This window comes from Alkalinema pantanalense CENA528, from assembly GCF_050753345.1.
Taxonomy (GTDB): Bacteria; Cyanobacteriota; Cyanobacteriia; order Leptolyngbyales; family Leptolyngbyaceae; genus Alkalinema; species Alkalinema pantanalense.
This window is the reverse complement of the sequence record NZ_JBLZFX010000018.1, coordinates 56,713-80,678: the sequence shown is the minus strand read 5'-3', so window position 1 is coordinate 80,678 and position 23,966 is coordinate 56,713. Positions and strand designations below refer to the sequence as shown.

Sequence of the window (23,966 nt, the reverse complement as noted above, 5' to 3'; positions counted from 1 at the left end):
GCTCCAGACCCTGAACCCACTATGGCTTCATACCGTCAATCGGAACAATCCTTGCAGCGTGAATTCACTGTCCTCAAGCACATTCCGGCTTTCTAGTTTTGTCAGTCAAGCAGGGTCGAAGTCTGCTTCAGAACGTTGCTGCATCTGTTGGGCGGCTTTGCCTATCAGTTCTGGCTCAAGGCGATGAAGAAAACACCCTCGTTCCCAAACAATCTCTGTTTAGCAGACTATACGGACGCCGTGCAACAGCAAATCGAGCAAAAGGTCGAAGCCTTTGAACGCTTTGTCAACTTGAATGCGATCGCTCTTGGCGTTCTATAAATTCTGGCGCTAGAACTGCCTCAATCGGTATGGAATCACTTTCCCCGTTGGTTCCGCACTTTGCCTAAGCATGGCTATCCAACTGAACAGATTGTCCGCTTGACGATTCAGTATCAACTGCCCCTGATTTTTTTGAGAAGTAGACACAGGCTACTTCTGCCTCAATTACTCGCCAACAAAATCGAGTAATCTACTCCCTAGATGACTCTTGATTTAGCAGCTTGATGCAACAATGAAGTTGTATCAATAACTTTGCACTGTCCAGTACGTAAGCTAGGTTGGTAAAAGCGCATACTACATTTCGGCAAATGCTACACTCTACATCTTAGGAAGTGTAGATGAAATATTTTCTTGATTATTCTAGCAATCTCTACTTCACATTCGTCTTTTTTTTCTCCAATAGTTGAACCTTGTCAAAGCTTTTGAGTCTTATCAAGGTTGCTCTACAGAGACAGGAGTCGTGGCAAAATTGGAAGACGTAGGCAACGATCAGAATCGTAAGATGATCAGAATTCTAGTATGTTATTCAATTTCTTGACGGGCAAGGCATCTGAGCAGGTTCGCGCGATCGTGGAAATTTACACCTGGCAAACCTGTCCCTATTGCATTCGAGCCAAATTATTGCTGCGGTGGAAGGGAGTTGCTTTTACCGAGTACAAAATTGATGGCGATGGAGCTGCTCGGGTCAAAATGGCCGAACGAGCCCATGGGCGGCGTACGGTTCCTCAGATTTTTATCAATCATGTTGCGATCGGCGGCTGTGATGATCTGTATGCCTTGGATCGATCGGGGCAATTGGATGGGTTACTAGGATCGCCTGCCGAGGGATAGCAGTGAGGATTCTCGCAATGAGGATTCTCACAAAGTTTAGGATTCTCGCAAAGTTAGAACCTTGATTCGAGTCCCTTTCCCGTAAATTTCCCTTGGCAAAACTCCCCCCAAAGCGACACAATGAGGGATGTTGCCCAGATGAAGTTACCGTGAATACTGTCCGTACCGTTTCCGATGCCAAGCGCACGTTTTATAGTCTTCATACCCGCCCGGTGAACTCCATTTACCGTCGCGTGGTAGAGGAATTGATGGTGGAAATGCATCTGCTAACCGTCAATATTGAGTTTCGCTATGACCCCATCTATGCGCTGGGTGTGGTAACGTCCTTCGATAGATTCATGCAAGGTTATCGCCCTGAGCAGGATTTAGCATCAATCTTCACTGCAATTTGTCAAGCTGTCGATGGCAATCCCCAGCAGTATCGCCAAGACGCCGATCGCCTGCTCAATTCCCTAGGAAGCACATCCTGGGATGGCTTAGTGGGGCTAACGGAAGGGGGAGAAGCCCTCTCGGCCCTGCAGCAAATTCCCGGCAACCCAAAATTTAAATATAGCCGTCTCTTCGCAATTGGACTGTATACCTTGCTGGAAAAGCTGGATGCCGAAGCCGTCAAAGATAGTGAAAAGCTACAGGCCGCATTGACCAAATTGGGAACAGGTTTAAACTTAGCACCGGACAAGTTGCAAAAAGACTTAGAACTCTACCGCAGCAATCTGGAAAAGGTGAGTCAAGCCCAGGCAGCCATGGCAGAGTTTGTGGAAGCCGAACGCAAGAAACGTGAGCAGCGAGAACAAGAAAAAGCAACAAAGGCCAGCAGTGCCAGCGAGACTCCCCAAGATTCAGAATCGGAAATGCCCTCAACAGAGTCCTAGACGGTTCGGAGTTCCAGTATCGGAGTTACAGTTACAGTAGCTCGCGCAAAAATCTAACCGGAATGCCGTGAAAGGAGAGGGCGGGAGGTGCCCTTTTCCTTCGGCATTCCCTAGAAGCGCTACAAAATTCAGCTCATACTACAAACCTACAGAAGCGAGAGTTCTCCATCCACTTCTAAGCGTTTGAACTCTCCAATAGCAATGAAACGATCGGACAGCTCATCTGCGACGTTCGGAGAAATCCAGCCCATTTGTTGTAGAAGATGGATCGCAACTGCATATTTAGCCCGTTTTGCACCATCGATCGCCTTAATGGCCAAACCCATCCCTTCTCCAATCCGACCCACACACTGAACGCCCTCCGCTCCCGATTTACTGACAAGTTCACCATTCGTCAGCCGCATCAATTCAGTATCAAACTCTCCGCTGCCGGCCACCAGATCAGGATAATGGGTCATTGCCCGCAGGATCCGTTCTAGCTCTAAACTTTCCCCGGATGCAAGCTGGGCGTACAACCACGCCATTTGCCGCAGTTGCATAAAGTAGGTAGGTGCCCCACAGTCATCCCTTGCCACAATAAACTCGGCAGGAGGGATTTTGAGTAAATCTGCAACCTTATTGAGAATGAGCTGCTGTACTGGGTGGTTGCGTTGCAAATAGCCCGATGTCGGAACACTCAACTGTTTGGCTGCGGCTAACATCCCCGCATGTTTTCCGGAACAGTTGTACTCCAACGCACTGGTTTTACCCGCAGGAACAGGGCATTGCAGAGCTGAAGGATCAATGTCCGCACGCCATAGGACATTAAAAACTTGGCGCGTTTGCTCAATCAAGCCCCGATGGGAACTGCAAATAATCGCAACATCCCGATCGCTCAGGCCAAAGCGCTCAATCGTTCCTGTGGCCGTGACACAGAGCGCTTGGAAAGGCTTGAGAGAAGAGCGGACAAAACTTTCTAGTTCTGACTGGCCTGCCACCAAAAGCACCCGTCCGCGATCGTCACAGACCGTGGCATGGACATGGTGTACCGACTCAACAATGCCCTCCCGCAGCAATTTAACTTCTAGTTCTGCGGTTTCTGTTTTTCTTCCTCTAGTCATCGGTACAAGCTACAACAAGCTAAATTGTGGGACGATCGTGGTACAAAGTTGCACCACTACAAATTAGAAACCAAGATGGCGACTTTGCTCCAGAACTACGGTTTAATTTCTCTTTCTTAATTCCAGAGTCTTAAAAAAGGGCAGTTTTATGTAAAGCAAACTTAATCCAGCAAGGCCCAGCCAATACTAGCAATGACAAGTCCAAAAAAAACACCCATCGCAAAAACGAGTACTTGCTGAAGCCGATGTAATACTGGTTGAACTTCGTAGGTGACGATTAGACGATCTTGGTCTAAAAACTCCGGAGTTTTCTGCCAGATTTGGCCATCGTACCACCCGGACTCTTCATAGAAAATTTTCGGATCCAACAAACGGGATTTGATATAACGCCAACCTAGATACAGCCGTACTAGAAGCAAGCAAGGAAGCAAGCAAGCCCCCGCAGCAGCCACTAACATGCATTCCAACGGAAATTTATGGAAGGGAAAACTTGCAGCGGCGATCGGCGTCGAGATCACTAAATTGGCCATAAAGGCGATCGCTAACGGTTTAGCAAAGCTCCACCCCCGACACATAGCCCACTTAAAAAACCAAGATTCTGACAACGCCTGAAACTCATTAACAGGGCGCTGTTCTATCGGAACAGGGCAAGTATTGGAAGATTTCATAGTCAACCGTAGGATCTAAGGTCTACTAGCAGTATAGAGGGTTGGAGAAGGACTCTTCTCGTCCGACTTTACAGTTCACTTGGTTGTAGTTCCGGCTTGCAGAATGGGCATTTTCAGAAAATATTGACCGAATTCTCTCCCCACCCTACAAAAGCGTCATTCTCGCAAATACCAGTGAATCCCCAGCAAATACAGAAAACCATGTATCAAGCCTAAGATCTCGTGCTGCAAGTGGGTAGATTAGACAAGTGGGTAGATTAGATCTGAAGGGGTTGCATACGCCTTGCCAACACCGATCGCTGGCAAGTTCAGGGTGCAGGATGAAGGTTGGAAGTCAGGACTGCCATCTTAAATTACATCCAGAGAGTAACACTATGAAAAAGATTCCTGTAGCTGTGATTTTGCTGGTTGTGATTGCCTTTATTGGCTTTGGGGATCAAGTACTGCCTCAGCCGATCGGGCGCTACAGTTTGCAAGCCCGCAATTCGATCGACCAAATGATGATTAACCTCTTCCCCAACTGGAAGCCCAGAAATCCCAACGCTCGAACGGAAGACGCCGTGCAACAAATGGAACAAAAGCGGTAGTGACTGCTGAGATTAGGGAACTCGAGTTAGAAAACCATCCTCACCCAACCCTGCATAGCAACAAGCAAGGCCGTGGCGGGGTTGGCATTCACCAAGCCCCTGGGTGAGAACAGTTGTTGAAGCCAGTGCGTTAACGCAGCTAGCAATTAGGCTTTTTTCAGCCAGCTAAACATTGCACGGAGATCCTTACCGACCTCTTCGATCGGGTGCTCAGCTTCCCGACGACGCATCGCGATGAATCCGGGTTTACCCGATTGGTTTTCCAAGACAAACTCACGGGCAAATTGACCCGTTTGGATTTCGGAAAGAATTTTCTTCATTTCCTGCTTGGTGTCATCCGTCACGATGCGCGGCCCACGGGTCAGGTCACCGTATTCTGCGGTGTTGGAGATGCTGTCGCGCATGGTGGCCAAACCGCCTTCCACGATTAGATCCACAATCAGCTTCACTTCATGCAAGCACTCAAAGTAAGCCAACTCCGGCTGGTATCCAGCTTCTACTAGGGTTTCAAACCCAGCTTTAATCAGCGCACTCAAGCCACCGCAAAGCACCACTTGTTCACCAAACAAATCGGTTTCAGTCTCTTCCCGGAAGGTGGTTTCCAGAATCCCGCCCCGAGTACCGCCAATGCCTTTGGCATAGGCCATGGCCTTGTCCCGCGCTTGGCCGGAAGCATCTTGGTACACCGCAAACAGGGCAGGTACGCCTTGCCCTTGGGTGTAAGTACGACGCACCAAATGACCCGGCCCCTTCGGCGCAATCATCACCACATCCACATCAGCGGGGGGCAGGATTTGACCATAGTTGATGTTGAACCCATGGGCAAAGGCCAAGGTCTTGCCCGCAGACAGGTTGGGGGCAATTTGAGTTTCATAGATCGATCGCTGCACTTCATCGGGCAGGAGGATCATAATCAGGTCAGCCACCTTGGTTGCATCCGCCACGCTCTTCACGTCTAGCCCTGCTTCCTTAGCTTTGACGGCGGATTTGCTGCCTTCGTACAGACCCACAACGACATTCACGCCACTGTCCTTCAAGTTCTGAGCGTGAGCATGACCTTGGGAGCCAAAGCCAATAATCGCAACGGTTTTACCGTTTAACAAGTCAAGATTTGCATCCGCATCGTAGTACATCCGCGCCATAGTTGGGATCTCTCCTTAATTCCTTTGCCCGCACGCATGGGGAAAATTTCGCAAGCTCTGATTTTACCAAGAAGGGGGGACGGGTAGAAATTTGCCCGATCGAGTTCTGGCAGTCCGATGAGGTTGCACTGGGAAGGCACATCCTTTATCGACTCAATTTGACGAAATTAACAATCCATAAAACTTTCCACAAAGTTGGGCTAAAAAGTTGGCGAAACCAGGGTTAGGCCAGCAAGTTGGGCTAAAGTATCTTGCGGAAAGACAAAATGTTGCTAGAAAGTCGCACTTTAATTTTGTGTTGACTAATAGCAAATTGCCTGTGTCAGTCTCCTGAAATGCCATCTGAAATGCCAGGTGTTTGAACCAGGTGTCTGAACAACTAGTTTTTTGGACAACTCCTTTGAACAACTTCATTTGTACATAGTGGTTTATCAGCCATGGAATGAGGGATAGAAGTTCTTTAAAACTCAAGTAAAACAACAGTTTGTAACTTCTTTAACCCCTCAAAACAAATTTGATAGACCAATAGGTTATTTGAAGAACATGGGTTATTTGAACGAGTCCTGGAAGCGTCTTGTGCCTGTCCACTCCGTGTCTTGGGATTTTGTGTCTTGCTATGCCACGTTTAACGATCGCCCGCTTTTTCCGAGAGTATTTTCCCTATCTATTGCCCTCGGCAATTTTGATCTACATCGTCCTAGAGTCCTACCAAATCGATTTTCGGCCTTACTACGTCGCCGGTCGATCGGTCCTGCTTGGTTTGGATCCTTACCTTAATCCAGTAGGACTGCACCCAGAACTCTATACACCTGTCAATGCGGAAAGTCGGCCTTGGTCAGGGTTTATCTATCCCCCCTTCGCGGCCCTTTTGATGACCGCTGTTAGCTGGATGCCCTACGGCACTGCCAAGGTGGTGTATAGCGTCTTTATTTTGCTCTGCTTATGGTTTTTATTTTTCCAACTACTACGCCATCAGGGCTCCCCAGTTGCCCCCGCAGTGCTAGTCCTGGCCCTCATGAGTTTTCCCACCTTTGCCAGCTTTGAACGGGGACAAATCGACATTCTGGTGTGCTGTCTCACGGTGTCAGCATTCTATGCCCACCAGGCCAACAAACAACCGATTCTGCCGGGACTGATGCTGGGCATGGCTTGTTTGATTAAAATCTTTCCCTTTGTGGCACTGCTCTACTACCTTGTCAAACGGCAATTTCGCATGGTAGCCGCGACGATCGGCGGTATTCTGATTTTTCTAACCTTGCCGCTGTTCTACTTTGGCTATCCCGTCTACCTCAACTTTGCCAAACGCACCTTTCCGGATATCTTGGGGCAGATTGTCAATCCTTACCCCATACAAACCCTGGGACAAACGGTGCTGAATCGCCTCGTTTTCGCGATCGAAGGCAACAAGCTCCTAGTGACCCATGATTTTGTCCATGGCTACATGAACCCGTTTTTGCGGGGAAAACCGTTTCTGGCCCTGACCGTGGGTGCGATCGCCTTTGCAGTCCTGTTCTATTTTCTGCGACCCCGCAAAGAAGATGAGCAATTTTACTCATTGTTGAACACGATCCATCTCTTTAATCCCCAAACCTGGATCATGGGTTTGGTTTGGTATTTTCCCTTCTTCTTCTATCGCTTTCAGCAGGCAAACGCCCTGGGTAAATTCTGGCTAGTGCTGCCCATCTTCATGCCCCCCTTTACCAACAGTAACGGCATGTTGGCCTACGCCGTCACCCTCGCTTTTGCCATTCCCGGCTCCCGCAAACATCTACTACTTCCTCCCCAAGCTGCACCAACCCCTAATCCAACGGATCCTCTAGATGTCTGGAGCTGATTCAGCAGGTTCTGTAGGAAGTTAGAACGCCGACCTAGCGATTAATCCGATTGAGCAACCACAGGGATGCCGCACTGCCAATAAAGTGGGCTGTAATCAAGTGGGTATTGGCCAGCACCAGAAAAATGTCCAGTGGCTGAATAATTTGATTAATCGCCAAGGGATTAAAAATAGCTCCCATGGAGAGAAAGGCTTTACCTAAAAGGACTCCGGTAATCGCTTCTCCGGCCATGACGGCTAACAGCAACCCTGCCCCTCGCACCATTAAGCTCATCCAGAGGAACTGGACAGTTTCTAATTTTTTGGGCCGAAAGCTGGGGTTGGTTTCCCGCAGACGACGACCGAGTTGAACGTATTGAAACGATCGATAGATGCCATAGACCAAAACAAACAAACTACAGGTTGCGAAGAAAATTCCGCCCCCCGTGCCTGGATTAGCCCCCGAGGAGCCGGGAGTCGCCGATCGGGAAAAAGCTGCCGCAGATAGAACTGCAAAGATAAAAATCAGCCCGGAAATAATCGCAAGGACAAGCTGTGCCCAGAAACTGAACCATCCCACAAAGCGAAAGGTTTTGGAAATTTGTTTCAAGTTGGGAGGAGAGGGAGAATTATCCAGTTGGCTTGTCATACCGACCATTCCTAAGCAGGGTCTATAAAAAACTTCGAAGATTCTAATGAAGTCAAAAAAACAGAAGCTCAAGGGATAGAATTCAGCATTTAAGCGTGAATTTTAGGGGGAGAAAACAGTAGAGCTTCTACGAATCTATAGCATCCTTCGTAGAATCAGGCATAATCCAATCAAATCTCTTAAGTTCTCTATACCCCAGAATCCATGACCTTGAGTGAATCCCAAAAAGTTCGCATTCTCATTGTGGAAGATGATCCCATGATGCAATTGGGGCTAGAACAATCTTTGAGTGATTATCCCCATTACACAATCGTTGGACAGGCCACTGATGGTTATACCGGGGTCGAAATGGCCTTGGAACTGAAGCCCGATGTGATTGTCATGGACATTGGATTGCCTCGGCTAGATGGTATTGCAGCCACCCAGCAAATTCGGGCCAAGTTACCCAATGTGCGCGTGGTCATTCTGACATCCCATACGATGGACACAGAAATCATTGCCGCGCTGTCGAGTGGTGCCGATGCTTATTGTATTAAAGGCGCAGACGTGGATCGACTCGTCACCGCAATTTCCGTTGCCCAAGAAGGAGCGACTTACTTGGATCCACAAATTGCTCGCCGTGTCATTGATCATCTCAAGCCACCCACCCGCCCCACCCCAATTGGGCAATTGTCACAACGCGAATTGGAAGTCCTACAACTGATGGTGGAGGGTTACAGTAATCCAGAAATTGCCAATGCACTGTATCTCAGTACTAATACGATCAAAACCCACATCCGGGGAATTATGAACAAATTAGCCGTAGACGATCGGGTGCAAGCAGCCGTGGTAGCACTTCGAGCCGGTCTTGTTTAACGCCAACCTAGAGGCCATTCGGAACATCACCCTTTGGGCCAGAAAAACCGGGAGACGTCTGAAGTTGTGTGGCGTTGAGAGTGCTAGAAGGATCACGATTGATCAGCTCAGATAATCTCTCTTGCAGATCGTAAAATCTAAAGTCTTGTGACCTAAAGTGTCACATCCCGATAAAAAAAAGCACACTGTTAAAGTATAAAAGTCTCTAAAGTGTCGGGATCCTCTGTTAACTCCAAGTTAAGGCGATTTAGAGTTCAGTAATTTAACGGAGTCATTTTTTCTACGGTCAGTAGTTTTTACGAATGACAGGAACCCCCTAGTTTAGTTTAGATTAGGGAAAATTCTACTCTGAAACGCGGATTCACACTGCACCTGATGTGAGTTGCCAACAATCGATTTCTTACATATTTTACGTCGGAGGTAAATTTCCCCCTTAAGAGGGACGTAGGGTCTAAAGGCGTTTGTTAGCTTCGTATTGTGGAAGGAACAACTGCTAGATCCACGCAATTCATCTCCACACTATCAACCTAGGGTGAGTTTCTTTGTCACTGTTATTTGGATGTAAAAACCATGAAATTTGAGGATATCTACCAATTTTTTAAGGATCCACCTCCTTTCTATCTCAATAAGGAATTAGCCGTTTGCTATGTGTTTTCGGTGCTCCTCAAAGGAGATTCCTATGGAACGGAGCTGATTCAGCTGTTAGAACAAAACCATCCACTGTACCGACTTTCAGACACCGTGCTCTACAGTGCACTGAAGTTTCTGGAAGACAATGAAATGGTTACGGGCTATTGGAAGAAGGTCGAGGGGCGTGGTCGTCCTCGCCGGATGTACCAAATCCGCCCGGATGCAGTCGCACAAGCCGAGGACTTGGCTAAGCTCTGGGAGGGGTATGCCGTTAAGCGGGAAGCTAACGCTTCAGTCAAATAGGTAGGGATAACCGAATTGCTTCGGGAGGGCAAACCCAGCGTAGAGTGGAGTGAGAACACTTTCGTCCGTTGCCTGACCATGAGCCATTCAGTCTTAGTCTCTACGTTTTTGCTCACGCTCCTCCTGGCGATCGGACTAGGCTTTTTTATTCGAGCGTCAGTCAAAGATCGTACAGAGATTATCCAGTTAACTTCAGATGAATCTGAAGATTCATTGCTGGCGAAGCTCAAGCAATATTTTGCAGAGCGCGCTTACCGTGTATCACAGATTGATGCTCAGGCAAATTCTGTTGTCTTCGAGGGCTGGGTTCGTCCAAGTTTGTTCCTAGCAGGATTTCTCTCCTTGCTAGCAGGGTTGGGTGCACTCTGTTTGGTTCTTGTGCTCTCATTTTTGTTGCCTGACTTCACAGGTTTGTGGATAGGGTTATTGATCTTTTCGCCATTGGCCGGTGTGTTTTACTGGCGAAAAGCGGGCCGGAATGAACAGGTTTCGTTGAAAATTGAATCGGAGCAAGCTATTCGATCGGGGAAGAGTTTAATTACTGTAAAGGCTCATCGGGATGAGTTAGCAGAATTGCAACGAACCCTGAATCTCAAGTCTCTCGGATAGCGAGAACATGATTCACTGAATTCAATGGCAGAGCGGATTGGATCTTGCATCGAACCAATTTGTGAAAGCCATTAAGAATGCTAAATCAGGAATGAACGCTAAATGCCCCCTTGTTGAGATCCGATACGGACGATCTCGGCAAGGGGGTTATGCATTGTCTAGTAACCTAATTGGCTAGCAACCTAAGGGAAACAGCATACCAATAAAATTCCAAGGGGATGGGTCGGTAGAGGAGCCAGGAATGTTATTTCTGCGCAAATCTGCAAGGGAGATACATTGTGACATCCTCCCGACGCTCCCCCTATCGGGTAGAGCGCGGGCTTCCCTTCCTCGCGGTTGGGTTTTCCTGCTTCATCGGGGTTGCCAAGCAACCTTCCTCCACAGGCAGTATCACCGTCTATCCAACGGCTATAAGACCACGCTGTTCTACCACTTGGGCAGCAGCAACATCCCTATCAGTCGTATATCCACAGTCGCTGCAATGATGCACTCGTTCACTCAGTTCCTTCTTCCCCGTATGAGATCCACATTGAGGACAGGTTTGGCTTGTCCCATTGGGGGCAACCTGAGCAAAGTAGACACCCCGCTTCCAAGACACCCATTTGAGTTGAGGATTTCCAGGAAGCGACCCCAAGCGGCATCGAAACAGTGCTTTGCCAACACCCCACGACTGGTCATTTTGAGGTTCAAGTCCTCAGCAAAGATCATCCCGGCAACGTCACAGAGCTTGTGAGCCGTCAAGAAGTGGAACTCGCGACGAACGTTGTGAATCTGTTCATACCGTTTGCAAATCTTGGCTTGTACCTTCCGGTAGTTAGCAGAACCCTTTTTCTTATTTCTCAATTTGCGTTGCAGCCATTTCAGCTTGCTTTGCAAATCCACTTCCGCCTCTTGTGGGCGCAACCTTTTAAGAAATACTTATTCAAATTCCTCATAACGAGGGCCGAGCAAGAGACAGTTATATGCCAGTGGAACGGCCATAGGCAATCGGAGTGGGGCTTGACAGCTAAAAAACATGAGTTCCGAAATCAGCCTCCAGAAAATACTTCTGTCCGATCGCTGCTCCCTAATTTGGCAACGGAAGCGTTGGGGACGGGGCTGGGTTGCAGGCTGGCCGATCGCTGAGATGGTGTCCCCCAGTAGGCTTGCAGTTGTTGCAGCAGAATATCTTGTTGATTGCGCAGGGCTTCGATATTCGTACCCCGGTTAATAATCGTGAACCAAACAAGACCCCGATCGCGGGTGGGCAGAACACCAGACAAGGCACTGACTTCATTCAGGGTTCCAGTTTTGACCACGGCATTTTTAGGAATGGAGCGATCGATCAGTGTGCCAATATCGGTACCGGAAATGGGGAACAGGTCGGAAATCGTCAGATTATGGGTTTTGGCGTAGCGGGCTAGGGTTGTGAACAAGGCAGTCACGCCGTGGGGGGTTAGTCGATTGGGCGTCCCCAAACCCGATCCATTTTCCAACAGCAATTCATCTGCGCTAATTCCTGCCGCTGCCGCTGCCCGTTGCGCCGTGACCTGCGCCCCTCCCATCAAACGCGATAAGCCCTCCGCCATGAAATTATTGCTATAGACGTTGAGGTTTTTAATCAGATAACGCAGGGCAAGGGATTTCCGTCGGAGCAACGGTTGGCCAGCGGGAGCTTGGGGGCTGTAGAGTACCGTCCCTGAGATCGCCACTTGTGGTTTTGGGGGCTGCGGTTTCATTTGGGCGTATTGGTCTTGAATCGCTTCTTGCCAAGCTTTTTGGTTAATGGCCTGTTTAAATAACGTTCCGGATTTCATCCCATCCAGTTCAAAATTCATCCAGAAGTTGCCCGTGATGATCAAATTCCCCGTAACTTGGCGAATCCCCATTTGGTTGAGGGCGTTCCCGATCGCGATCGCCTCTTCCCAGACCAGCATCGGATCGCCGCCGCCTTGGAGAACCAGATCACCCTGGAGAACGCCATTTTGCACAGGGCCAGTGGCACTGACTAACGTTTCAAACTGATGATCCGGCCCCCAGGTAGACAGCGCCGCTAAGGAAGTGGCCACTTTGGTCAACGATGCCGCAGAGAGAGGTGTGGAGCCTTGGTGATTGACCAACAGGGAGGGGCCAGACTGCAACCATACCCCCTGCTCTTGGACGTTTAACCCTTGGCCAGTCAAACCATTTAGGTAACGCCGCACAATTTCCTCAGCCCCCGCATCGGCCTCAGGCAACACCAGCCAGGGGGCATCCTGCAACAGTTCCACGCCCACGGCCTTGGGCACATCCATCGATCGCATCGTCATGGGTTTGGCCTCTCCTAGGAATGGCAGGAGGACGAGGAGGAAACCCGTTTGGAGGCTCGGCAATAAAAATTTCAACATAAGGCGGCGGATAGGACAAAAAAGGGACAAGTGCAGAGGTCAGGGAATAGGCGATCGGTGGTGGGCGATCGGTGATGGACAATGGAAAGCGAACGAGTCTTCAACGAACTAATCAATCCATCAACCTGTGCTATGGCAAAGCCCGATCCAAATCAAGTGCTGCGACGGTTACCGATCGTGGTGGGAACGATTGCTGGCATTTTACTGCTGACGAACCGGATTTTGACACCGGACTTGAGTAATTCCCAAGCGCGATCGGATGCGTTGGGGGTCATCCTCAGTGCGTTACTGATTCTGACGGGGTTACTGTGGCAACAAATTCAGCCGAAATTGCCCGATCGAGTACAACTGGTTGGCGAGGAGGGCTTTGACCTGGATAAAACCTTACCGGAAACGGTGCAGGCGGAACTGGCCTGGGTGTCACGGCTGCTGCTGACCAATACGGTGACTCAAACGATCGTGCTGTATTACCAAGGCAAAATTTTACTGCGACGGGGCATTTTACCCTCCAAGGTGGAACTGACGCCGGGGCCGATCGTCCAGCGGGTCCAGGATAAGCAAAAGCCTATTTACCTCGTAGATGTCAAAGCCTATCCGGGACGGATTGAGTTTGACTACCTTCCAGAGAATATTCAAGGGATCATCTGTCAGCCGATCGGGGCAGATGGCGTTATGATTCTCGGGGCGAATGCACCTCGCAGCTATACGCAACAGGATGAAACCTGGATTGCAGGCATGGCCGAGAAGCTGAGCTATACCCTGAGTCAATCCCTGCCTTCAAGTCCATCCTTCACTACAGATCATGCCACCGATCGTTGAACTGCTTTTACCCAGTGGGTGTGTTGTCCTCAGTTCCGCCTGGATTGCGGCTAGGGTCTTTCCGCGACAACTGGGATCAGCCCTAGTGCTATTAATTGCGTTGGCGCTGGGACAGATTAGCTTCACTGGGTTGTTACTGGGAGTGCTCCATCTACTCTATCCACTGGGGGAAGTGATTGCGGCTCCGATCGTTAGTCTGGGACTGGTAGGGCTGAGCCAGTTTGTCCTACCGCGCTGGGCGTCAGGTTCGATGGATGCGATCGCTATGGATGCGAGCGCTTCAGAAACTTCACCCGATACCCCGATCGAGCCAGAGATAGTTTTGCGGCCTCGGGGGTGGGCGTTGCTGGGGGCGATCGGCCTCGCACTTTTCCTCCCCCTGCGATCGCTGCTGCAGGAATGGCTGCAACAAATCCACCAAGTGCATCCTTTGAGTTGGGATGTGGTTAGTTTCCATCTACCCAATGTGGTGAATTATTTGGATGGGGGCAACCTGTGGCCCATTCAGGGTACCTATGGTCACTATCCGGGGGGCAATGAGTTGCTTAATCTGTGGAGCATGATGCCGCTGCGGTTGGATGGGGCTTTGGGGTTGACGACGGCAACGTTAGTGGGGGGCTGTTTGTTGGTCTCGGGGTTGCTATTAGATCAACTGAGGATTTCCCGATCGCGCGTTTTCTCGGGTGCTGCTGTGCTGGTGCTGCTGGCAGGGTTGCTGAATTTGCCAAATATTCAAGAAATTCTCTTCGATATTGGCCGCAACGACATTTCAGTCATGTTTTGGGAACTGCTCGCGTTGTGGATGCTGTTCCAGGCAGTGCAACCCCGATCGACCCAATTTGCTCTGCGATCGCCGCTGTGGCTCTGGGGGGTGGGGATCAGTTTGGGTTGGCTCATTGGAACCAAGCCGAATGGGCTGTATTACCTCCTCGGCATGGTGGGATTAGTGGCTCTGCTTCCTTGGCAAGGTCGGACAATGCTGCAACGGGGACGACTGGCCCTGGTTCGTGTGTTGCTCCCCGCGATCGGCCTAGGCGGATTTTGGTATTTCCGGAATTTGGTTCGGGATGGCCAACTGTCGCCACCGGATCAATTGCAAGCGGCGATGGAAGTCAGCATGATTCGGAATCTGTTGAACCCGGAACTCTATAGCTGGAATCCAGCCTTGGCGATTTTTCTGACTAGTCTCGTGATCACGATCGTCACCTTGGTTGCGGCTCAACGGTGGCCTGCGCGATTTTCCGTTGGGGTGCAACTGGTGGCGTGGTGGAATGCGATCGCGCTGGGGGCTTTGGTGCTAACGCCCAGTGGTGCGGGCTATTTGGCGGGTAATGGCAAGGTGTTTTTGATTCAACTGCGCTACAGTGCCATTATTTTCCCATTGACGCTAATTTTGGCGATTGGGTTGTTGAGCCAACTGGTGGGTCAGATATGGCAGGCGCGATTGGCCAATCATTCAGACCTGCGATTGCTGGGGCAGGCGCTAGAAATCCCGATCGACCCGGCCTCCGGTCAACGCGCGCGATCGCAGACATTACCCTGGTTGAGTGGAATCGGGGGATCGGTGCTGTTGCTGCTCATGCTACAGGTTAATGGCTACCAACCCCCCCAAGGCTTACCGGGGCACGATGGCATTCTGTTTCCCTTTGGACAGACCCCGAGTGGCGTTTATCAATGGGTACAGCAGAATCTGGATCAAGCCACAATTTATTCCGTTGGTTTGCGGCCCTATGGACTCTATGGGTTTCCCTACCGCAATAAAGTTGTGGCTTCTAGCCTTGGATCGGGAAATTGGACGTTGGCTGAGGGCATGGCTGTGATTGAGCGGGAACATCCGCAATATTTAGCCATCAGTCTCGATCCCTTTAGTCGTCAGGTACCGCCAGGGATCCTGGAAGTGGCGAAAAATCCCCAATTCTTTCAGGTCGTGTATCAAGACAGTCTTGCGGTGGTTTTCCGTATTCCAGAGAACGTGAAATCCTTGCCTAAATCACCGTAAGCTAGAGGCATTATGTAGTTGAGTGGACTTGTTGAAACGGTTAAGTAGGACTGGTTCAGCACGGTTTTTTGTGGGTTGTAGGAATTCCTATGCTGATTTTGTATTGGTTTCTAATTGCGGTCATGGCGGTGGGTGTTGTGGGTGCCTTAATCCCTGGCATACCGGGGCCGTCGATCATTCTTGCAGCCATTATTGTTTGGGGTTTGGTCACGAGCTTTCAGCAAATTCTGTGGGCCTTGGTGGCCGCGATCGTCATTCTGGTCTTTTGCTTTGGTGTGGATCTACTGGCCGGGTACCTAGGCGCTAAGCAAGCGGGAGCCAGTAAGTGGGGCCAAATTGGTGCAGTCGTTGGCATGATCGTGGGCTTAATTGGCGTGATTCCATTGCCGATCGTAGGAATTTTAGGGTTGCTAGTATGGCCGTTAATCGGTGCGGTGATTGGTGAGTTTATTTATTGCAAAGATTTAAAACAGTCCCTCAAAGCAGGTTTGGGAATTGTTGTTGGTTCTGTGGTTGGTAATGTTATTCAAGGTGTTCTAGCGATCGTGCCGATCGTGATCTTTATCTGGACAACTTGGGGCCAACTCGGTTCTCTTTAATCCCATTGCTTAAATTATTTGTTTTAGTATTTGCCAATAGGTTATCAATTTTTCTGGCCTAGATTATTCGATCGAAAGATTACCCCCCAGGGTACCGTCAGTTTGCCTTCTCCGCAGACAGAATTGATGTATCGCTACACCACTACACATCAGTTCTCTGCTAAGGAGTTCCTCATGGCATATACATTGAATGATCTCGGCAAAGTTTTGCTCAGTCAACTACACCAAATTACAACCGGTGGTGATCAAACTGTTCCGCCGTCTAAAGATACCTTTGTTTCTTGGTGCGAACCCGGTATTCCCTTCATGCCAGAAGATTTTCTCTTTTGTGCCAAGGGTTTAGGTGGGGGTAAGGATGCAGAAGAAGATAAATTGCTGGTGCAACAGGCGTTCAATTTAGCCAATTTAATTGACTTTATTCCCGATCCGCGTCGAACCTATAATAACGACCAGCAACAAACGATTTTTAGTACCTCAGAAGCTCGTCTCAGTCACCTATATGGTGAAATTCTGCGCTTCTCTAAAGTCGTTTCCTATGAGTTAAGTGATAAGGAAAAGGCCAAACTGGAGAAATTCCGCAACCTGCTGCGGGCCAAAAAAGTGGTGAAGGATATCATCACCGATGAGGAAAAGGAAGTGACGGAAGACGGCCCCGTCAAGAAAGCCTATGATTCTAAGATGGTGGAATACATTGCAGCCGCTACAGAATATAACGCTAAACGGATTGCTGCACAAAGTGCGATCGGGCCAGAGGGGAAACAGGCCGTTGCTGACTGGACGAATAATGCTCAACTGTATCGTCTAAGAGTGAAAGCTGCCATGGATGCATGGGTATCTGGGGGCTATCGCAATGAAGTCGATCAGATGAATGCTTACATCAACCAAGTTACGCAACGGGATTTGCTGCTGTGGAAGCAACGGTTGTTGGAATTCTATGATGATGCTGACCAAAGTGGATTGGGGGCTGGACAAACCTTTAAGTACACTACACTGATTCCTGGAAACTTTGCCAGCAGTGGTGGCTGGACGAATTACTCCGTCAGTCATTCGGCAGTGAATAGTTCCACCCGATCGTCTACGTCCTCTTGGAATGCTGGAGCAGGGGTCAACTTTGGCCTGTTCAGCATTGGCGGGGGGGCAAGTGGGTCTTCCCAGAAATATTCCAGCAACTTTGGAGTTTCCAGCTTCAAACTAAGTTTCGAACTAGCGCAGATTGTGATTTCGCGGCCTTGGTTCTATCCTGAATTCTTTATGAATCGGGGTTGGACGCTGCGTAAGGGCGAAGGCTGGACCTATGGCGATATGCCCTCAGATGGCGCAGCACCGCCCAATGGCAACTTGGTTGGCTATCCTACAACGATCCTCTTTGCCCGCAATATCTCGATCGAATCTGCGGAATTTGTTTCAGCCTATCGTGAATTTAGCAAACAGGTTAGTGGCGGCGGGAGTGTTGGCTGGGGGCCGATTCGTCTGAGCGGTGGCTATTCCCACGGTAGTAAAGGCACTGACTACAACAGTGATGCCAAAGGTGCAACTCTCAAGGTACCGGGAATGCAAATTATCGGTTTCGTCAATCACCTCATTCCGAAGTCTCCCAACCCACTACCGGAATTGAAGGATGCAGAGTTTAACTAAATTCTGAAGCGGATTCTTCCAGGGTCTTCGTGACTAGCTTTTAATACTGAATTAATTGATCGCTGTTACAAATTCGATCTTCCTATCTCCTCTTAATCAGGTTTGGGCAAATTTTCTCAAAGTTCCCCTTATTTAGAGGGATTTAGAGGAATCGATAGGTATCGCAAATTGATTTGGTATAACGTTCTCTCAGATGATGACCCCAGTGATGTACCCCAGTGGTCTTTGTTATAGCTGGGGTTTTCTCTTTTCAAGGGCTGGAGAATCCACTAGTTATGACTTCTGTGATGGATATTTGAATCGATCGTGTTTTCTCCTTGCAGGAAGATTGTTGAGGTGTTTATGGTCAGTTCAGTCACAAGTTCAGCCACTAGTTCAGTCACGAGTAATGTTGTGGCTGCGCTCTTAACCAAATTAGAATTGCTCTATGGCAAAGCCGATGCCAATGGAGGATTGGCCAGTAATAATAGCTTTCTGTCATTTCAATTTCCGGCGATTCCGCTATCCAATCGCGATTTAAGTTTTGCCATTCCGGAAGAAGCGGCCAAACTTACGCCCCAGGAACAGCAGGAATTAGCCGCCAATTTTGCCCGTTTGGTGAATCTAATTCCGTCGGTCAGCCAAGTCTGGAATTCGGATCAACGATCGCTGTGGAGTGTTTACAACCAAGTCCTCACCCAAGCAGCGGTGGTGGATGAAGTGTGGACTCCGGCGGAAGCAGCGGAATATCAACAGGCCAGAGCCTTACTGGATTCCCCTAAGTTTGATACCTATTCCACCTATCAGCAGGCGCACATTACTGCCCAAACGGAATATCTAGAACACAAGCTAACGGCGGATCATTCCACCGATCCGGCAGTCAAGCAAACCTGGCAAACCGTGGAAGAACCCCTGTACAAAGCCAAGGTCGATCGGGCGTTGAATGATTGGACAATCAAGGGCTTCAAATTCGAGATTGAAGAAGCTCTCAGGGATGTCTCACGGTTAATGCGGCGGCGGCCCCAGGTAGCCTGGGATGAGTGGCAGCAAAAGTTTCAACAGTCCTACAAAACGGATTTAGAAAATCAAGATTTCTATCTGACAGCCTTCTATCCTGAAGACTTTTTTCGGCCCGATCGGCAAAACACTTGGACAAAACTGACGCTGGATGCCAACGAGATTGCTGCCCTAAGTAGCAAAGCCCCCGATGGAATTCGGCGGGTGGCAGATCAGGCCAGTGGCACCACAGCCCAAGCGGTCGATTTAGAAATTACTAAACTTTCTGTGGAACTGACCCGCATCCCGATTCTGCGATCGTGGTTAGATCCCAGCCTCTTTACCAGTCCGTTTTGGAAATGGACGGATGGTCGTCCGGTGCTCTCCGATGGCCAAAATCCGCCCCAGGGACAACTTGCAGCCTATACCACGTCCATGATTTTTGCCCGCAATCTGACGATTGAATTGAAGCCAGATTCCGAGAAAAATAGCCAAGTGATTAGTGATTTGCAATCGGGCAAATTACGCCTATTAGGCCCGTTGCCGCTGAAGCCCATCCCAAAAACGGTGAACCCCAAGGCGATTCGCAGCCTAGAAGCAGGGGCCATTTCCCTCAAATCTGCCGATCCGCAATTAGTGCAGCAGGTGATTGCAGTCAAACGAGATCTCAAAATTAGTTCGGCGGAAATTGATGTCGTGGCGGCAAAGAAGGGCATTTCCACCGTACTGACAGAAAGTGCAACCATCCAACCCAAGGCGGAACAAACCGCCCCACCCGCCGCCCAGCCAGTGGTACAACCAAAACTCGATCGGGTGGATGTAGCGGTTAATCCTAGTGTGCTGAAGCGGATGGATTTGGGTGGAATTCGCGCCGTGCGGATGGAGGCTCCAGCGGCCAGTACCCAAAAGTTCCAAGCGATGGATGCACGACTGTTTAAACAGGTGCAATCCGTGCAAGTGCGGTCAGATTTGACGGCACAGGTGAATAAAGGCGAGTTGCTTAAACAGTTAGGAGATATGGCCAATGAAGATTTGGCCAGACGCCCAGGTGAGTTCATCAAACGACCGATTTGGCCTCGACCTCCCGTTTTTGTGCCGCCAACGGATACCCCGCCGCCCACTCAAACACCGCCCCCCCCAACGCCTACTCCCCCGATCGTGGAGGCCATGGTGGATATGCAACTGATTGCTTTCATTTGCGAGAAGTTGCCCAAATCGCCAAACCCCGACCCCAATTTTCATTGGTAGCTGACTAAATTTAGTGGACCTAAGGGAACAGCGTATAAATAAAATCCCAATTGGATAGGGGTTAGGAGAGTAAAAGGGTAGGAGGGTGGGGGGATGAAGAGGGGATATTATTTCTTGGCAAATCCCTAAGGACTCATCGATCGTGGTTTTGTAGAGATCACGATCGATGAGATTTTGCTAGGAAATCTTCTTTAGTTTAGTTGTGCTTGGGCTTGAAGCCTTTGTACTTGTTCGTTGGTCTACGATCGGTTATCGCGAGTCCGGTAAGGAATTTGCTGAAAAATCACATTCCCTGTTCACTCTCCTACTCTCCTACCCCCAACCCTTCCCCGTGAGATTGTACTTGTACGCCGTTCCTAACTTGGGCGATCGTCTACGTTGACATCAGTTGATTATTGATTATTAGGTAGCCTTCAATTCCCCAAATGACGGAAGGCTGATGGAAATACTGCACGACTTAAATTGAGGTAGAAAATATTCCTTTGAGACGATATTTTTAGGTCTGGCCAATGAGCGTAAGCGGTCATTGGGGCAGCCCGATCGCTTAGTGTCTCCTGTGTGATACGATGCTGCGGATTTGTTTCAGTCAACTGGCTGAAAATCCTGCGTATATCGTGAGTTCCTTTAGGTGGTGGGAATAATCAGGTTAAGTAAAGTTCATCCTCCAAACGCGATCTCGTGCTGAGCTTCCAATGGTTCTCAAACTGTTTGAAGTCACAGCGGTTTCTAAATTTCTGAGATACTTTGGAGTTCTAACGTCGTCACCGTCTACTGATAAACTTGGGAGCCAAGCTGTGGTGCAATCAACCAAACAGCAGCAAATTTTAGGATACTTTATCGAAGAAGCTAAAGAGCACCTCGACACGATCGAACAAGGGTTGCTCAATCTTCAGTCTACGATGGCAGATTCTGAAGAAATGAATCAGCTTTTTCGGGCGGCGCACTCAGTAAAAGGCGGCGCAGCCATGCTGGGCTTTGACAGCATTCAAAAAATTGCTCACCATCTAGAAGATTATTTCAAAATCCTGAAAGAGAATCCGGTCAAAATCGATCGTAAACTTGAAGACCATTTTCTAAAAGGATTTGATGCCCTAAAAGCCTTGGTAGAAGCGTTGCAAAGTCCCTTCGGTTTGCGTCCTGAAGATGCCGATCGGGCATTACGAGATTCTACGCCTGCCTTTGCAGAATTGGGTAAGCATTTAAATGGCTTGATCAAAGCAGAAACAGCTGCGGCACCTACTAGTAACCTGCCCGCCAATGCTGCGGCTCAGGTCAATAATATTCTCAAATTGATGCTGCAGCTATTTAAACAAGGAGATACTCCTAAGGGGCGGCAACAGTTGATGACGCTCTGTGTGAAGTTGGCGCAATTAGATAAAACTTCGCAGCCTTGGGTGTTGACAATGCAGACGGCACAACGGGCGATCGCGAATCCCAATGCTAGCTTTGCTCACCTAGCGCCCCTCATTATCAAGGAACTGAAGCAAGCCAGCGACCTATGGCTAACTGGGCGAGCCAGCGAAATTTTGCCCAGCCATGCTTTACAAAGGTTTGTGGGTGCGGGACAAGCGGCTGCTCCTGCGGCAAAGGCTGCCCCCTCCCCCACGCCAGCCCCAGCTCCGGCCACACCTGCAAACGTAAGTAGCAATGGTGTTGCTAATGGTAATGGCGCATCCAATGGTACATCCAACGGTAATGGCGCAGCCGCTGCTGGAGTACGCCAGCGCCAAATCTCCATTCCTGCCGATCCCAAGGGAGCAGCCCGTGCATTGCTGGATCAATTTAACAAAGGAGAACTGATCCAAATTGCTGAATTCTTGATGAAAGCAATTCAATAATTTGCACAATCACCCTTAAACCAATTTTCTATAAAGCCCTACGGCATCCCCCTGGACAATGGCTCACCAAGTTTCATCGTAATCCGGGTACTGCTGTGGGGCTTTTCCCTTGCGTTCTCGAATTTCGATATAGCCCGGTTCTTCGATCGGTGGTTCGATCGCTTCCAGCAAGATCCCAAACTCCCACCAGTCACCAAAATCAAAAATATAGTTCATCGATTGACCTTGCCGTAAGGGCAAATCGCCGATCATCACCTTCGTCGTTTTGGGACGCCCCTCGGCCCGGGGATGATGGATCTGTTGAGTGGTACCGTAGGGAGTCACGTATTCAAACATGTCTAAGTGCATCGGATCGTCAAAGTCAAAGGCATCCAGAATCGCCAAGCCTAGTTGATGTAAGGGTAGACGACTGTCGATCGCTAATTTGCGCCACGCTTTATTGAGGGTAACCCGAAATACATAAACGCCCTCAGTCTGTTCAGGTTTGTCCACCCACAGTGTGTGTTGCCATTGTGGGAGATAGGGTTGCAAGGTGGGCTGAAGTTCACTGATAGGAATGTAGGGATCTCGCTCAAACTGCCAGATAAAATCCTGCTCTCGCAGGGCTTGGCCATAAAGTTCCATAATGCCATGACCCCAAGGTGTTGGGTTCACCTGCTGCAAGTTCCAGCCTTTTCCCTTGGCTGGTTCTCCGGAGGTCAGGGTCACGAAGCCAAACATTTCCATCAGGCTCAAATTATGCAGCCCTAAGTGGTATTTCAATAGACTGGATTCTGCCAAAGATTCTTGTTTTTTTGCAGTTCTTTTCGATGTTATGGCATCGACCTGACTAAGGCTCGGCCAGTGGTGAAAGACCTTTGCTCCTTCATTGAGGGGAGATCGAGCTTTGGGATCAAGCATGGCTTCATGGCTACGGACAAGCCAAGCTTCTAGCAGCGTGCAGTACTTTTCCGTGAAATTCAACGTTTGCCAGGATTCCAGCACTTGGGGGTTGATCTGTAGGGTGGGTTTGTTCCCTTGTGTAGCCATCTGAGCGAGTCCAGTGGCCTTCAGCAATAGGTAAAGTCCTTGAATGTTGGGATAGGATTTTTGCTGAGGTCGAGCTAAATCCAAGAGTAATGGACTTGTTAAGCGATCGTTGAGGTCTGCCAAAAACTTGGGGGGAAGTTGTTTCTGCGCAGCACTGACGGCAACTCCCTGTCCGATCTCGCTGATTAGAGTCTGGAAATCTCGGATGATTGAACCAGGCTGAGTTTCGTCAATGGCTTGGGCTTTGAGTTGAGCGATCGCAGTTTCTGAAAAGGGTACAAATCGACTGATGGTGTCCTCAAAGTTGTGCTGGCGAATTTGTTGCTCAAAGGCTAATTCATCCTCATCCTCGTCATCCCCATTCCCGCTAAACCAATCATCAAGGAAAAAATCGTTCATCTCGTCATTTTCATCATCATCTTCGTCAAGATCTGAATCTTCCTCTACGCCTGGAGCCTCCATCAAGTTGAGTAATTGGCTAAACATCTGAGCGATCGGCATCGGTTGGCCCATGGGTTGGTTCGCTTGGAGCCTTTGGTTGAATTCGATTTGAAATGCTTGGACAGCTTCGGGATCTGTCATGTCTACACCCGCCGCAAATCCCGCTTGCACAAAGGTTTTTGCAGGCCCAAATTTACTGGAATCATTAATGATGGATTTAAAATTTGGCTGAAGTTTCTTAAGAACCTTCAAAATAGCAGGGGCTTGGGTCAGCTTGTATTGCCGCTGAAGAAACTGCCAAAAAGCCATCAATTCAGGAATGGCGCTATCCGCTTCATCCGCGTTGCACAGCGAGATTTTCTGAGGAAAGATTTCAGTTAATAGGGTTTCTACGCCTTGCGCGGTCAGCTTAGGCAAGGCACCGAAGCCATAGAAAAAGCTGAAGTACAGAAAATTGTCGATCCAACTGCCGACGGCCTCCTCAGGCACCATCCCCACCTTAAGCCAATCCTGCCCTTCTGGAGCTGCCAAAAATTGCTGAATCAGCTCAGTGGTGTAAGCTTCGAAAACTTGTTCTATGTTGGGGGAATTGGGCTGGAGCCGATCGAGTTGGTGCAGCTTAAAGGACATAAGGCGG

21 protein-coding genes are annotated in these 23,966 nt (G+C 49.3%); 14 read left to right on the top strand and 7 right to left on the bottom strand.

Going from position 1 to position 23,966, the window contains the following annotated elements; genetic code table 11:
• Positions 1–135 precede the first annotated feature (135 nt).
• The 3 genes from ACN4EG_RS08455 to psb29 all read left to right on the top strand — a co-directional run bounded on the left by ACN4EG_RS08455 (position 136) and on the right by psb29 (position 2,024).
• Complete coding sequence (locus tag ACN4EG_RS08455; RefSeq protein WP_431628899.1) at positions 136–321, top strand: hypothetical protein; 186 nt, start codon at positions 136–138, stop codon at positions 319–321.
• Between the two features lie 519 nt (positions 322–840).
• The gene (gene grxC / locus ACN4EG_RS08450) at positions 841–1,152 is read left to right on the top strand and encodes a glutaredoxin 3 (protein ID WP_431628898.1); all 312 of its coding nucleotides are present in this window, start codon (positions 841–843) and stop codon (positions 1,150–1,152) included.
• 149 nt (positions 1,153–1,301) lie between these two features.
• The gene (gene psb29, locus ACN4EG_RS08445; RefSeq protein ID WP_431628897.1) at positions 1,302–2,024 is read left to right on the top strand and encodes a photosystem II biogenesis protein Psp29; all 723 of its coding nucleotides are present in this window, start codon (positions 1,302–1,304) and stop codon (positions 2,022–2,024) included.
• Positions 2,025–2,170: 146 nt separating this feature from the next.
• Here the strand turns inward: psb29 and ACN4EG_RS08440 are convergent, their stop codons facing one another.
• Positions 2,171–3,124 carry an asparaginase gene (locus ACN4EG_RS08440; protein WP_431628896.1) on the bottom strand — a complete coding sequence of 318 codons (954 nt, stop codon included), beginning with the start codon at positions 3,122–3,124 and terminating at the stop codon, positions 2,171–2,173.
• Between the two features lie 161 nt (positions 3,125–3,285).
• Complete coding sequence (locus tag ACN4EG_RS08435; RefSeq protein ID WP_431628895.1) at positions 3,286–3,792, bottom strand: CGLD27 family protein; 507 nt, start codon at positions 3,790–3,792, stop codon at positions 3,286–3,288.
• A gap of 374 nt (positions 3,793–4,166) precedes the next feature.
• On the opposite strand from ACN4EG_RS08435, the gene ACN4EG_RS08430 reads away from it, so the two are divergent.
• Positions 4,167–4,379, top strand: a complete 213-nt coding sequence (locus tag ACN4EG_RS08430) for a hypothetical protein (protein WP_431628894.1) — start codon at positions 4,167–4,169, stop codon at positions 4,377–4,379.
• A gap of 146 nt (positions 4,380–4,525) precedes the next feature.
• Here the strand turns inward: ACN4EG_RS08430 and ilvC are convergent, their stop codons facing one another.
• Positions 4,526–5,521, bottom strand: coding sequence for a ketol-acid reductoisomerase (gene ilvC / locus ACN4EG_RS08425; RefSeq protein ID WP_431628893.1), 996 nt, complete (start codon positions 5,519–5,521; stop codon positions 4,526–4,528).
• Between the two features lie 616 nt (positions 5,522–6,137).
• On the opposite strand from ilvC, the gene ACN4EG_RS08420 reads away from it, so the two are divergent.
• The gene (locus tag ACN4EG_RS08420) at positions 6,138–7,355 is read left to right on the top strand and encodes a glycosyltransferase family 87 protein (RefSeq protein ID WP_431628892.1); all 1,218 of its coding nucleotides are present in this window, start codon (positions 6,138–6,140) and stop codon (positions 7,353–7,355) included.
• A 34-nt stretch (positions 7,356–7,389) separates the two neighbouring features.
• On the opposite strand, the gene ACN4EG_RS08415 is transcribed toward ACN4EG_RS08420, so the two are convergent.
• The gene (locus tag ACN4EG_RS08415) at positions 7,390–7,983 is read right to left on the bottom strand and encodes a DUF3611 family protein (RefSeq protein WP_431628891.1); all 594 of its coding nucleotides are present in this window, start codon (positions 7,981–7,983) and stop codon (positions 7,390–7,392) included.
• A gap of 204 nt (positions 7,984–8,187) precedes the next feature.
• Between ACN4EG_RS08415 and ACN4EG_RS08410 the strand changes: the two genes are divergently transcribed.
• From ACN4EG_RS08410 to ACN4EG_RS08400, 3 genes are all read left to right on the top strand, one after another.
• Entirely contained in the window at positions 8,188–8,838 is a 651-nt protein-coding gene (locus ACN4EG_RS08410) for a response regulator (RefSeq protein WP_431628890.1), read from the top strand.
• 570 nt (positions 8,839–9,408) lie between these two features.
• Entirely contained in the window at positions 9,409–9,771 is a 363-nt protein-coding gene (locus ACN4EG_RS08405; protein ID WP_431628889.1) for a PadR family transcriptional regulator, read from the top strand.
• 78 nt (positions 9,772–9,849) lie between these two features.
• Positions 9,850–10,380, top strand: coding sequence for a cofactor assembly of complex C subunit B (locus ACN4EG_RS08400; protein ID WP_431628888.1), 531 nt, complete (start codon positions 9,850–9,852; stop codon positions 10,378–10,380).
• 397 nt (positions 10,381–10,777) lie between these two features.
• Here the strand turns inward: ACN4EG_RS08400 and ACN4EG_RS08395 are convergent, their stop codons facing one another.
• Positions 10,778–10,978, bottom strand: coding sequence for a zinc ribbon domain-containing protein (locus ACN4EG_RS08395; RefSeq protein ID WP_431628887.1), 201 nt, complete (start codon positions 10,976–10,978; stop codon positions 10,778–10,780).
• A 430-nt stretch (positions 10,979–11,408) separates the two neighbouring features.
• Positions 11,409–12,746 carry a D-alanyl-D-alanine carboxypeptidase gene (locus ACN4EG_RS08390; protein WP_431628886.1) on the bottom strand — a complete coding sequence of 446 codons (1,338 nt, stop codon included), beginning with the start codon at positions 12,744–12,746 and terminating at the stop codon, positions 11,409–11,411.
• Positions 12,747–12,878: 132 nt separating this feature from the next.
• Here ACN4EG_RS08390 and ACN4EG_RS08385 point away from each other — a divergent pair, with 132 nt between their 5' ends.
• The 6 genes from ACN4EG_RS08385 to ACN4EG_RS08360 all read left to right on the top strand — a co-directional run bounded on the left by ACN4EG_RS08385 (position 12,879) and on the right by ACN4EG_RS08360 (position 21,859).
• The gene (locus ACN4EG_RS08385) at positions 12,879–13,565 is read left to right on the top strand and encodes a cofactor assembly of complex C subunit B (protein ID WP_431628885.1); all 687 of its coding nucleotides are present in this window, start codon (positions 12,879–12,881) and stop codon (positions 13,563–13,565) included.
• Complete coding sequence (locus ACN4EG_RS08380; protein WP_431628884.1) at positions 13,549–15,564, top strand: hypothetical protein; 2,016 nt, start codon at positions 13,549–13,551, stop codon at positions 15,562–15,564. The genes ACN4EG_RS08385 and ACN4EG_RS08380 overlap by 17 nt, the downstream gene beginning before the upstream one ends.
• Before the next feature lie 89 nt (positions 15,565–15,653).
• Positions 15,654–16,163, top strand: coding sequence for a DUF456 domain-containing protein (locus tag ACN4EG_RS08375; RefSeq protein WP_431628883.1), 510 nt, complete (start codon positions 15,654–15,656; stop codon positions 16,161–16,163).
• A 174-nt stretch (positions 16,164–16,337) separates the two neighbouring features.
• Positions 16,338–17,798, top strand: a complete 1,461-nt coding sequence (locus ACN4EG_RS08370; protein ID WP_431628882.1) for a hypothetical protein — start codon at positions 16,338–16,340, stop codon at positions 17,796–17,798.
• 342 nt (positions 17,799–18,140) lie between these two features.
• On the top strand, positions 18,141–20,021 hold the full coding sequence (locus ACN4EG_RS08365; protein ID WP_431628880.1) for a hypothetical protein: 1,881 nt from the start codon (positions 18,141–18,143) through the stop codon (positions 20,019–20,021).
• A gap of 692 nt (positions 20,022–20,713) precedes the next feature.
• Positions 20,714–21,859 carry an Hpt domain-containing protein gene (locus tag ACN4EG_RS08360; RefSeq protein ID WP_431628879.1) on the top strand — a complete coding sequence of 382 codons (1,146 nt, stop codon included), beginning with the start codon at positions 20,714–20,716 and terminating at the stop codon, positions 21,857–21,859.
• A gap of 63 nt (positions 21,860–21,922) precedes the next feature.
• On the opposite strand, the gene ACN4EG_RS08355 is transcribed toward ACN4EG_RS08360, so the two are convergent.
• Positions 21,923–23,959: an IS1096 element passenger TnpR family protein gene (locus tag ACN4EG_RS08355; RefSeq protein WP_431628878.1), complete on the bottom strand. Its 2,037-nt coding sequence runs from the start codon at positions 23,957–23,959 to the stop codon at positions 21,923–21,925.
• Between the last annotated feature and the right edge of the window lie 7 nt (positions 23,960–23,966).